The 11059-nt window shown below is 43.5% G+C and carries 9 protein-coding genes and 1 pseudogene; 2 read left to right on the top strand and 8 right to left on the bottom strand.

The genetic code is table 11. From position 1 onward, the window contains the following. Positions 1 to 85: 85 nt before the first annotated feature. Positions 86 to 1714 carry a putative polysaccharide biosynthesis protein gene (locus HMPREF2686_RS04035; RefSeq protein WP_070449300.1) on the bottom strand — a complete coding sequence of 543 codons (1629 nt, stop codon included), beginning with the start codon at positions 1712 to 1714 and terminating at the stop codon, positions 86 to 88. 87 nt (positions 1715 to 1801) lie between these two features. Between HMPREF2686_RS04035 and HMPREF2686_RS04030 the strand changes: the two genes are divergently transcribed. Continuing rightward, the gene (locus HMPREF2686_RS04030) at positions 1802 to 3247 is read left to right on the top strand and encodes a UDP-N-acetylmuramoyl-L-alanyl-D-glutamate--L-lysine ligase (RefSeq protein WP_070449298.1); all 1446 of its coding nucleotides are present in this window, start codon (positions 1802 to 1804) and stop codon (positions 3245 to 3247) included. Between the two features lie 38 nt (positions 3248 to 3285). On the opposite strand, the gene HMPREF2686_RS04025 is transcribed toward HMPREF2686_RS04030, so the two are convergent. The 5 genes from HMPREF2686_RS04025 to HMPREF2686_RS04005 form a co-directional block, all read right to left on the bottom strand. Next, a complete protein-coding gene (locus HMPREF2686_RS04025; protein WP_070449296.1) occupies positions 3286 to 3936 on the bottom strand; it encodes a DUF1803 domain-containing protein in 651 nt (216 codons plus the stop codon). Beyond that, entirely contained in the window at positions 3920 to 4432 is a 513-nt protein-coding gene (locus HMPREF2686_RS04020; RefSeq protein ID WP_070449294.1) for a YiiX/YebB-like N1pC/P60 family cysteine hydrolase, read from the bottom strand. The genes HMPREF2686_RS04025 and HMPREF2686_RS04020 overlap by 17 nt, the downstream gene beginning before the upstream one ends. Before the next feature lie 63 nt (positions 4433 to 4495). Beyond that, a complete protein-coding gene (locus tag HMPREF2686_RS04015; protein WP_070449292.1) occupies positions 4496 to 5431 on the bottom strand; it encodes a manganese-dependent inorganic pyrophosphatase in 936 nt (311 codons plus the stop codon). Between the two features lie 124 nt (positions 5432 to 5555). Beyond that, positions 5556 to 6350, bottom strand: a complete 795-nt coding sequence (gene pflA / locus HMPREF2686_RS04010; RefSeq protein ID WP_003005017.1) for a pyruvate formate-lyase-activating protein — start codon at positions 6348 to 6350, stop codon at positions 5556 to 5558. A 213-nt stretch (positions 6351 to 6563) separates the two neighbouring features. After that, complete coding sequence (locus HMPREF2686_RS04005; protein ID WP_070449290.1) at positions 6564 to 8870, bottom strand: endonuclease/exonuclease/phosphatase family protein; 2307 nt, start codon at positions 8868 to 8870, stop codon at positions 6564 to 6566. An 85-nt stretch (positions 8871 to 8955) separates the two neighbouring features. On the opposite strand from HMPREF2686_RS04005, the pseudogene HMPREF2686_RS04000 reads away from it, so the two are divergent. Then, a pseudogene (locus HMPREF2686_RS04000) lies at positions 8956 to 9165 on the top strand (UTRA domain-containing protein); the annotation flags it as partial. Positions 9166 to 9351: 186 nt separating this feature from the next. Here the strand turns inward: HMPREF2686_RS04000 and HMPREF2686_RS03995 are convergent. After that, positions 9352 to 10155 carry an ABC transporter ATP-binding protein gene (locus HMPREF2686_RS03995; RefSeq protein WP_003005034.1) on the bottom strand — a complete coding sequence of 268 codons (804 nt, stop codon included), beginning with the start codon at positions 10153 to 10155 and terminating at the stop codon, positions 9352 to 9354. A 9-nt stretch (positions 10156 to 10164) separates the two neighbouring features. Beyond that, the gene (locus HMPREF2686_RS03990; protein WP_049472481.1) at positions 10165 to 11058 is read right to left on the bottom strand and encodes an ABC transporter permease; all 894 of its coding nucleotides are present in this window, start codon (positions 11056 to 11058) and stop codon (positions 10165 to 10167) included. Between the last annotated feature and the right edge of the window lies 1 nt (position 11059).

Here is an 11059-nt window from a genome sequence, read left to right as displayed (position 1 = left end):
GCTGACGTCCGTACTCACTTAAGGAAAGTTTTCAAGATAACTTTGTCCTCAATCAGAGACTGGACTTAAATGTCCAACCTCTGATTTATTTAATCCGAAATTTTTGTCTAAGACGTGCAGCTTGACCTCCGATAAAGCGGTCAAAATACCGTAGCCATAATCCTAAGGCTCCATAAATAGCAACTCCCAATCCTCCAATGACGACGATATAAATCATGCTCGATACACGGCCATTTGGTGGGAAAATCCAGCCCAAAATCAAGCCTGCGATCAAGACTCCAAGTAGCATCACTACAGTCAGGATAGAACCAAGCAAGGTCCGCTTGAAGACGATGGTTCGATTAAACTGAGTGATGGTTTGGATCTCTCGATACATGAGAACGATTGGCACCATTAAGGCAATGGTCGTTGACAAAAGTGGTCCATAAGAACGAAAAACCAAAATAAATGGAATTTGTAGGACCAATTTCACCACTACACCATAAAGGAAGTAGCGAATGGCCTTACGATTTTGAAAGAGGGCTTGAATCATTGGAGACAAGACTGTGTAAAGGCCGAGAATTACGGTCTGCAACATTGCTACGATGAAGAGTCCTAAGGCCAAGCCATCTGGTTGCCCATAGAAAACCGTATAAAGTGGTTTTGCGACTGCTACTGCACCAAAGGTGGCTGGAAGTAAGAAAGCTAGCAACATGGTCAAGTTATCCTGTACGAGCTTCCCAGCCGCTTTTAGGTCCCCCTTCACATAATTCTCTGTCAAAAGAGGAATCCCGACTCCCCCAATCGAAGTCGCTACCGCAATCAAGATCATGGTGATTTTGTTTGGATTAGCAGAGAAATAACTAAACATGACCAAGAGCTGCTTTTGACTATAATCTGTGAACCAAGACATGACATTGATAAAGGTCATCTGGTCAACAATTTGGAAGAGCTGAATCGCAGAACCAGTGATAATAAAAGGAATGGCCTCACGAATCGTATCAATCAAGAGAGCCCGAGTATCAATCCCTTCACTTCCCTCTTGCTTTCTAAAAATAGAAGAGAGCAAGCCTGTCTTTGCAAGGTAATAAAAGAGCACCAGAAGGCTCGCTCCCATACCGATAAAGGCCGCAAAGGTCGACTGCGTCACAGCCTGCACATAGTCTCCTGAGCCAATCTTCATAATGAAGAAGGTCGTGAGCAACATCCAGATGACCCGGATCACTTGTTCAGCGATCTGGCTAATGGCGTAAGGCTTCATGTTGTTAAAACCTTGGAAAAATCCCCGAATGACACTCATCGAAGGAAAGATCAAGACAGCCCAAGAAAGGCTCTGCATGATCGGAATCAACTCTTTTCCCCCACCTGAAAGACTCGCAAAGACAGGAGACAAAAGATACATGAGAATGGCAAATCCAAGGCCTAGAATTCCCATAAATTTCAAGAAGCCCCGAATCAAAGCAAAGCTATGATCCGCTTGGTCCCGGGTATTGTATTTGGCTACTTGCTTAGCAACAGCTACGGGTACTCCGGCTGTCGAAATCAAGAGAAACCAAGCATAGATATTGTAGCCCATTGTAAAAAGACCATTGGCTTGTGGCCCATATTTCCCCATCCAAATATACCAAGGAATAATATAAGCGGCTCCTAGCAAACGGCTGATAAAGTTGCTGGCTGTCATCCAGGCAGTCCCGCGTAGCATCTGGGCTTGCTGGTCATTTTGTTCGTGACTCATTGGTGTCCTCTTTCGTTTCTTCTTCTCTTCATTATAAACTTTTCCATGACACTTGTAAAATAGGGACTTTAGGTTTACAATAGTTTTATGATTACAATTGAACAAACCCTCAATATTTTAAAACATGACCAAAATTTCCGAGAAGTTCTAGTAAATGGTGAATACTACTACCATCTAGAAGGAACAAATTTTGATGCTATTAGCTATGATAGCCGGAAGGTTTCTGCTAGCACCCTCTTTTTTGTCAAAGGGGCTAACTTCAAAAAAGAATACCTGGAACAGGCTATTTCTAATGGACTCGGCTTTTATGTCTCTGAAAAAGATTATGAAGTTGGTATTCCTGCCATCCTCGTCAATGATATCAAACAGGCTATGAGCTTAATCGCCATGGAGTTTTATGGACACCCTGAGAAACAATTAAAACTATTGGCCTTCACAGGGACTAAGGGAAAGACAACCGCGGCCTATTTTGCTTACCATATTTTGGAACAAAGTCACCGACCAGCTATGCTGTCGACCATGAATACAACACTGGATGGTAAAAACTTCTTTAAATCGACCCTGACAACTCCAGAGAGCTTGGATCTTTTTGCCATGATGGCTGAGGCAGTAGCCAATGATCGGACCCACCTCATTATGGAAGTTTCCAGTCAAGCTTATCTAGTGAAACGAGTTTACGGTCTGACCTTTGACGTTGGTGTTTTTCTCAACATCAGTCCTGACCATATTGGACCGATTGAACACCCAACTTTTGAGGATTATTTCTACCACAAACGTCTCCTCATGAAGAACAGCCAAGCCGTTGTCATCAATAGTGATATGGATCATTTCCAAGTTTTAGCGGACCAAGTCGCGAACCAAGACCACGATTTTTATGGAAGCCAGTCTGAGAATCAAATTGAAAACTCTAAGGCCTTCAGCTTCTCAGCCACTGGTAAATTAGCTGGAAACTATGAAATCCAACTGATTGGACATTTCAACCAAGAAAATGCTGTGGCTGCCGGACTTGCCTGCCTTCGCCTAGGTGCGAGCCTCGAGGATATCCAAAAAGGGATTGCTAAGACGCGCGTTCCAGGCCGAATGGAAGTCTTGACTCAGCAAAACGGCGCTAAGGTCTTCATCGACTACGCCCATAATGGTGATAGCTTGAAAAAACTACTCTCTGTTGTCGAAACCCATCAAACGGGGACCATTTCACTAGTTCTCGGATCAACTGGGAATAAAGGAGAGAGCCGCCGCAAGGACTTTGGCATACTCTTGGAAGACCATCCTGAGATCCAAGTCTTCCTCACAGCTGATGATCCCAACTATGAAGATCCTTTGGCTATCGCTGAAGAGATTAGTAGTTTTATCACGCGCCCTGTCGAGAAAATCGCAGATCGAGAGCAAGCCATTCAACTGGCTATGGCGACAACCAGCAAGCCTGAAGATGCCGTCATTATCGCTGGAAAAGGAGCGGACTGCTACCAAATCGTCAATGGCGTAAAAGAAGAGTATCCAGGTGATGCTACCATTGCTGAACGTTATCTATAATCAAAAAAAACAAGGCTAGGAAGTTTTCCTAGCCTTTTCTATTGCTTCATAAACATCAATCTTTCCTTATCCAAGTCCACTGCTAATTCATATTTGCCTTCATCATTTTTGCGGATATAGCCTAAGACTTCTAAACTGTCGACAAAGATGTCCTTGCGCTTTTGCTGGACTACTTCTTTTTTAAGAAATTTGAGCAAAAAGCTAGTCATATACTTAAGAGCATACTCAGGATTGACATCTCCCAAGATGGCATAAAGCTTTTCTTGCTCCTCCGTCAATGGATATTGGTGAGCTACCTTGTAAAAGTAATTGGAAAGGGTCTGTGCATTTCGCGCAAAGTCCGTCTCCTCTATGAGAATCGCTGCATTAGTCGTGTTGCGGAGTTCCGTTTGGAAGACCTTGGCTTTTAATTCTTGATAAACTGCACTGTCCTCTCGAACAAAGACCTCCTGATCCAAGTCAACAAGATCAGCTGACTTCAAGAAGGGCAGGTTGAGGGTGTAGCGTTTATTTTCTCGAAGGATGAAGCCCGCTTTGATATACTCCTCCATGAGCTTGTCCACTGGTTGATCTGGAAATTGGGCCTTGATTTGCCGCAGGATCACATCGTCGTGCTGATCCAAAAAGTTGATCAAGTCCTTGAAAAATGGCTGACGTGTCAAACGTGTGGGATTAATGATTGTAATCATCCAAATACCTTTCTTTAAACTGTAGATAGGGTGATTGGGCTAACTGACTCGGGTTGGTCCCGGGCTGATCTAAAGGAACCGCTAGACCAAGCTCTCTGTAGTAATCTTCCCAAAACGAACTAATCTCTTGTTCCTCATCTCCAAACTTCATGGGAATGGTTTCAAAAATAGGAAGTAGTTCAGCAATGAACTGGGAACAATAGAAACCAGCTCCATCTGGATAAAAGGAAGCATTGTAGGGAGCCCCTAAAAGGTTTTCTGCCCGCTTTTTGACCTCTGGACAATCAATCTGCGCATAGCGATAAAGGTCATAGACTTTTCCAGCTTCAAAGAAATCCTCAGGGGCTTGGGAAAGGACGCCACCTTCTACCGTGGCATGATAAATGAAACCGTCCAAAAAGATAGCCACATGGCTATAGTTGCCAGTAGATACCTGGATGGCCTGCCCCATTTCCGTATCTTCTCTCACAAAAATCAAATCGCCCGTCTCTAACATGATCTTCTCCTAGCAAAAAAGGAGTCGAAACTCCTTTTTAATAATGGGTTTCCCCATTTATCATTAAGCATTAAAGCTTTCAGTCAATTGAGGAACCACTTGTTTCTTACGTGAAACGGCACCTGGAAGGAAAGCATGATTGTTTTCAAGTTTGAAGTTGAAGGCTGCTTCTACCTTGTCCATGTTGGCACCAAGAGCCAAGATTTCTGAGTTTGAGTTGACGATGTCTGTAATCATCAAAACAAAGTCAGAGTAGCCGTTAGCTGCATTGGCAGCTTGGATAGCTGCTTCGATTTCAGCTTGGCGTTCCAAAACTTCCGCAATATCAACTGTATTCACTTGAGCCACACGAACGTTATTTCCGTTCAATTCAAAAGTCTTAGCATCGATGTCGATCAATTCTTCTGCTGATTTGCTTGCCAAGTTAGTACCAGCCTTGAGCATTACAAGACCATATTCTTCCAAGTTGACACCAGCCAATTCAGCCAATTCAGGCGCAATGACTTTATCAGATGGGTGGGTAGTTGGAGATTTCAAAAGAAGAGTATCTGAAATCAAACCTGAAAGCATCAAACCTGCCAATTCTTTTGGCACTGCTACACCGTGTTCTTTGAACATGCGGTAAACGATAGAAGATGCTGATCCTACTGGTTCCAAACGCATGTAAAGTGGGCTAGCAGTTTCAAAGTTAGCCACACGGTGGTGATCCACCACACCGTAAACTTCTACTTCAGCGATATCTGAAACAGATTGTTGAAATTCATTGTGGTCCGTCAAGATAACTTGCTCTGCACCTTCTGCTTTAGCTGATGTGATGACGCGTGGTGCTTCCACACCAAAATAGTCCAATACGAAAGCTGTTTCTTCATTCGGAGTTCCAAGAGCCACTGCTTCTGTATCCAAACCATATGCTTCTTTTGCAAGATAAGCAAAAGCTACAGATGAGCCGATAGCATCTGAGTCAGGATTTTGGTGACCAAAAACGAGAATTTTTGACATGTTTCTACCTCTTTATTTCATTTATAGATTCACTCTATTTTAGCACGTTTTGCCATTTAAAGAAAGGGAATAGTTGTGCATTTCAATAGAAAAGACAGCTGGAAGGCCCAACTGTCTATACTTTTTATCCTTTGACCCGTTTCAGGTAATCTTGGTAACTTTCTGTTTCCATCAAATCTTTTGCATTTTGGACCCGTTCTTTTGTCGGTGGTTTCACACCCTCCAATTTGTACGGAATTCCCAATTCACGCCATTTGAATTCCCCCATCGTATGGTAAGGAAGGATCTCAAATTTATCAACATTTTTAAGGGTTTTAACAAATTTTCCAAGCTCGATCAAGTCGTCATCTCGGTCTGTAAGCCCAGGTACCAAAACGTGACGAATCCAGACTGGTTTTCCAATATCAGATAAGTACTTGGCACAAGCTAAAATCGTTTTATTGGTATGGCTGGTCACAATTTTGTGTCGTTCATCATTGATTTCCTTGATATCCAGAAGCACCAAGTCTGTCACCGCCATCAAGCGGTCGAATTTTTCCAAATAACGAGGTGTATTCCGGAAAGGAAGGGCACAGGTATCCAAGGTACAATGAATGCCCAACTCTTGAGCCTTGGTGAAGAGGGCAATCAAAAAGTCAATCTGCAAGAGGGCTTCTCCACCACTGACAGTGATTCCCCCTTTTTCGCCCCAAAATCCACGATAACGGAGGGCTTCTTCTAGGACATCATCCACTGTCCGTTCACGGGACTTGTTGGTTTCCATTGCCCAAGTATCTGGATTGTGGCAGTATTGACACCGCATTTGACACCCTTGAAGGAAGACAATAAAGCGGATCCCAGGCCCGTCTACTGCCCCAAAACTTTCTGTTGAGTGTACCATTCCTGTTACTTTTCCATAATCAACTGTTTCATTTTCCATTGAGGAACCTCTTCTCTTGAAAACGTTTTATGATTTTATTATAACACGATTCCATCTATTTTAAAGAGTTTAAGCTTCTTTTTGAAAAGAAACTGTTCTTTTCAGTGTTTTTCATTGTCCTAGTACAGTTTCCAATATGGGACTATCTGTCCTGTATTTTAGGATAAAAAAAGGAGCCAGCGACTCCTTTTTTAGATCTTTCTTTTGAAAACGTTAGTAAGTCTTTTTCTTCTTATACCAGACAAGACTCATCGTAGCTATTGCCACTCCAAAAAGAGCTAGATAGCTTGTTTCTTGTCCAGTAGATGGGAGGATTTTCCGTTTTCCTGGTGTCTTCGTTTCTGTTGCTGCCTCTTCCTTGTCGTCTTGCTTCTCATCTTCGTTCTTGCCCTTCTCTTTGCTTTCAGATGGTGAACTCTTTTGTTCATTGGCTTGAGCCTGATGAGGGACTAGTTGAGATCCTGTATTCGATGAGGAAGGGATGGTTTGATCCGTTGGTTGTCCTGTATTCCCTTGTTGATCATCCGTCGGCGTTCCTGGAGTTTGTGCTCCACTAAAGTCGATTTGGACCAAGACAGGATCATGGTCTGATGCACGACCATGTTCCTTCATAAAGGAAGCATTGATATGGACTGGTTCAAACCTTGCTTTGGCTGCCATGTTGTTTGAGATAAAAATGTTATCCAAAACTTGATTGCTTCCACGGTAGAAATAAGAATAGCGATCGCCTGCATCATGTTGAGCCATTAAGTTGGTTAGTTCACTACCCGCAAGGATCTGTGCCGTGGTTGAGAAATCGTAGTCATTAAAATCACCCGTCAAAACAAAGGTGGTCTTCGGATTTTGCTTCAAGCCTTCTTGAACGAATTGATGGATGACACTAGCTTGTGCTTCACGAGTTGGCAAGGTATGTTCCACTGCTGGTTGGCTTGCCCCATAAATAGCATCATCTCCGATTTTTGATTTCAAGTGATTGGCAATCACCACAACTGGTTGACCTTTGAATTCAAATTCAACAGCCAAAGACTTGCGAGTATGATCAAACGATGGGTCATTAGGGGCAATCCGAGCTGGATTTTTAACCAGGTGTCCCTTGTCAAATTGTGCTGCCTCGTTGCTAGTTGCTGCCTCTTTTTTGGCTAAGGTTACGCGTTCTGGATTGTAGAGGATTCCCAAACGAATATTAGAACCAGGCTTTCCTCCGTCAGCGCCATCTACTGGAGCAACCTCCGTATACTCATAGCTCTTGCCACCCAATTCCTTGATCCGATTGGCTAGTTTGCGTCCACTTTCAACACCACTGGTCGTTCCGTCATCCACACTACCATTATTGTCCTGGACTTCAATCAAAGTAATGATGTCTGGATTGTGAATTTCATGGATAAAGGAATTGGCAATCAGCGTCACCTTATCCTCTGGGGTTTCATTTTTGGCATTGTTAGCCGAGAAATTTTCAATATTATAGGAAGCAATGGTCAGCTTGTCCTCACTTGGTTGGGTTTGAGCTGCTTGACGCTGCAAGCCACCGTCTTGGACCATCAACTGTTGAGTGGGCTCTAATTTATAGAAGCTATTTCGATACGTTACCACTCCTGTCACATCTTCTGTAAAGTAATCCTTGGCTTTTGCGACAAACTGATTCCCAACATAAATCGGGATCGTCGCAGTATTTTGCGCATGTGGCCGTAGATTCAGACCTCCAATATTGTTTAAAGGAAGGCCTGTGAAATCTTCTCCCAAGACATAGATATCTCCCTTGTACTGGGGACCAAGGACATGCGGTTTCTTCACCACTGTGAGCATTCCTTCCAGGCTTTCCCAATAATCGAGGGCATCGGTTTCTGGAGCATAGGCAGTCGGATTAGGCTTCACATCTGCTGGCATGCCCGCAGTGATATTCACAGCTTCTGGAAGAGGGGCCGTCCCATCTTTTGTGATCCAAGCATCGACCAGCATGGTCACCGTTAAACTATTCGTTGGTTCCTTAAAGGTTTTCCCAGCTCCCAAGGTAACCTCTTCCATATAGCCTTCCTTGACGGTACCAGTGATTTTCACCTTGTCACCGACTTTCACCTTGTATTTGGAAACAACATAAATCCCATCTGAAGTACGGCTATTCCCATCCGACTCAATATCTTGGGCATAAAAACCATAGCGGTCTGTCTTAGTCACCACTGCATTTTTGATGGCTACCTTTTGGCCTTCCAGTGGAGAGCGTTGCGATTCCCCTTGAATGTCCCCGACCTTAACCGTTTTCTCCTCAGTAGCGTCTGAGGAACTGCTAGATGTCTCTTCTTTATCACTCGAAGCTCTCGTCGTAGCGTCTGTAGTTGTTGTTGCGGAAGTCGAATGATTTGTCAAGCCTTCCTCGCTACTAGTGTTCGTCACAAGTGCTGACTCTGAAGTCGAAGCTGTGGTCTCGTCAGCAACTACCGTGAGGGCACTGTTAAAGACCCCCAACTGACTAACCAATAAGGTAGCTACTGCTAATAATCGAATCTTTTTTCCGTTATTTCTCATGCTTCTCTCCATCCCTAAAAAGTTTTCCTCTTTTATTATAAGGGAATGGTTTTACATTTTCAAGCGCTTTCAAAAATATTTTTCAAAAAAAACACTTCAACCCAATAAGAAAGAAATTTTGATTTCACCAATCGATAATCGCGATAAGATCTTACTGGATCTTGGAAAAGACCAACACGTGCTAACGGTCCGCTCCCAAGTTTACTTAGCAGACGGTCGGCAATTCCAGTTCACCGAAAGCCGTCACAAATTAGACAAGTTTCATTTTGTCGACTATGCAGAGCGGAGGAAATAAAAATGAGGCTGGGACAAAAGTCCTAGCCTCTCAGTTATCTTTGAATTGTCGAGCAAGACGCAGCGGTTGACTGGGCTCTACTACGCTGATTTCATCAGCTTTTACAGCCCTACACAACTGTGCGGAGGTGGGACGACGAAATCGAATTCTAACGAATGACCGATTTCTGTCCCACTCTCTTTTATTTTATCCTAAGACCAATTCATCACTAACCAGAGTTTCACCACTGTTTTGTTGGAAGAGGCGCATCAAATCTTCAACCGTTAGGTTTTTCTTTTCTTCTCCTTTGACGTCGACAACGATCTTGCCTTGGTAGAGCATGATCAAGCGGTTGCCGTATTCGATAGCATGGTTCATATCATGCGTAATCATCAAGGTTGTCAAATCATGGCTTTCCACGATCTTTTGTGTCAATTCCATGACCATTTCACTGGTCTTGGGATCAAGCGCTGCGGTATGTTCATCCAGAAGCAAGAGTTTGGGTTTAACCAACGCTGCCATGACCAAAGTCAAAGCTTGACGTTGCCCACCAGACAGATATTGAGTATCGACTTTGAGGCGGTTCTCTAAACCAATATTCAGTTCCTTCAAGGCTTCACGAAATAATTCGCGATCCTTCTCCCGAACGCCCCAGCTCAAACCACGAGATTTTCCACGACGTTGGGCAATGGCCATATTTTCTTCAATGGTCAAACGAGAAGCCGTCCCCATTTTAGGATCTTGGAAGACACGCGCAATATCTTTCGCACGCTTCCGAACACTCGTATTTTTGATGGAGTTACCTTCTAGCAAGATATCCCCTTCATCCACGACTAGATTTCCTGCCAAGATGTTCATCAAGGTTGATTTTCCAGCTCCATTTCCACCGATGACCGAAATGAAGTCCCCTTCTTCTACTTGGAGATCCAAGCCTTTTAAGACGTGGTTTTCATTAACCGTTCCTGCTTCAAATGTCTTATGAATGCCTTCAATTGATAATAATGTTGCCATACTTTTCTCCTACTTATTTCCTAGCTTCAATCCGCGAATACGAAGACGTTTTTGCGCCTCAGGAGCGAACAAGACAATCGCGAGCAAGATCGCATTGAAGAGACGAACCATATTTTGATCGAGATTTGGGATCTCGTAAATATTTAAGATAATCAAACGGTAAACAATGGCTCCAACTCCGATGGAAAGCAAGCGCCAACCAATAGTCAATTCGTGAATCAAAACCTCAGCGATAATCACCGCACTCAAGCCAACCACGATCGTCCCTGTCCCAGAAGTCACATCTGAGAAACCATCATTTTGAGCAAACATAGCGCCACACAGAGCAATCAATCCATTTGAAATCATGTAGCCCAACATCTTCATGTTATCTACATTGACCCCATTAGCCTCACTCATTGGGATGTTATCACCTGTCGAGCGCAAAACCAAGCCAAGTTGCGTCTTCATTAGGAGGGTCAACAAGATACAGACGATGATCAAGCAGGAAATACTAATCAAAAAGACAGCTTCTTCATTAGAAAGTCCAAATTTCATGACACTCTTGAAAATGGTACTGGCATCGCCAATAGAGAGATTGGGAACTCCCCCCATGATTTTGATATTGATAGAGTAGAGACCCGTCAAAGTGACAATCCCTGTCAAGAGGGCTGGAATTTTCATTTTTGTATGGAGAATCCCAGAGACCAAGCCTGCAATCATCCCTGCAAAAAAGCCCAACAAGGTTGCAATCCAAGGGTTTCTTCCCGCTTGAATTTGTGAGGCTACAACTGCTGCCCCAAGTGGAAAGGCTCCTTCTGCCGTCATATCGGCAATATCTAAAATTCGAAATGTTAAGTAAACACCGATCGCCATGATCGACCACAATAAACCTTCTGATAAACTTGATAAAACGAAATTCATC

Origin of the sequence: Streptococcus sp. HMSC057G03 (assembly GCF_001808745.1) — a bacterium.
Taxonomy (GTDB): domain Bacteria; phylum Bacillota; class Bacilli; order Lactobacillales; family Streptococcaceae; genus Streptococcus; species Streptococcus parasanguinis_Z.
This window is presented reverse-complemented; position numbering and strand designations above follow the sequence as displayed.

Bases quoted from the DNA above. Each gene is read 5' to 3' on its own strand.
- HMPREF2686_RS04035 (WP_070449300.1), bottom strand. From the start codon at position 1,714: ATGAGTCACGAACAAAATGACCAGCAAGCCCAGATGCTACGCGGGACT.
- HMPREF2686_RS04030 (WP_070449298.1), top strand. From the start codon at position 1,802: ATGATTACAATTGAACAAACCCTCAATATTTTAAAACATGACCAAAAT.
- HMPREF2686_RS04025 (WP_070449296.1), bottom strand. From the start codon at position 3,936: ATGATTACAATCATTAATCCCACACGTTTGACACGTCAGCCATTTTTC.
- HMPREF2686_RS04020 (WP_070449294.1), bottom strand. From the start codon at position 4,432: ATGTTAGAGACGGGCGATTTGATTTTTGTGAGAGAAGATACGGAAATG.
- HMPREF2686_RS04015 (WP_070449292.1), bottom strand. From the start codon at position 5,431: ATGTCAAAAATTCTCGTTTTTGGTCACCAAAATCCTGACTCAGATGCT.
- pflA (WP_003005017.1), bottom strand. From the start codon at position 6,350: ATGGAAAATGAAACAGTTGATTATGGAAAAGTAACAGGAATGGTACAC.
- HMPREF2686_RS04005 (WP_070449290.1), bottom strand. From the start codon at position 8,870: ATGAGAAATAACGGAAAAAAGATTCGATTATTAGCAGTAGCTACCTTA.
- HMPREF2686_RS03995 (WP_003005034.1), bottom strand. From the start codon at position 10,155: ATGGCAACATTATTATCAATTGAAGGCATTCATAAGACATTTGAAGCA.
- HMPREF2686_RS03990 (WP_049472481.1), bottom strand. From the start codon at position 11,058: ATGAATTTCGTTTTATCAAGTTTATCAGAAGGTTTATTGTGGTCGATC.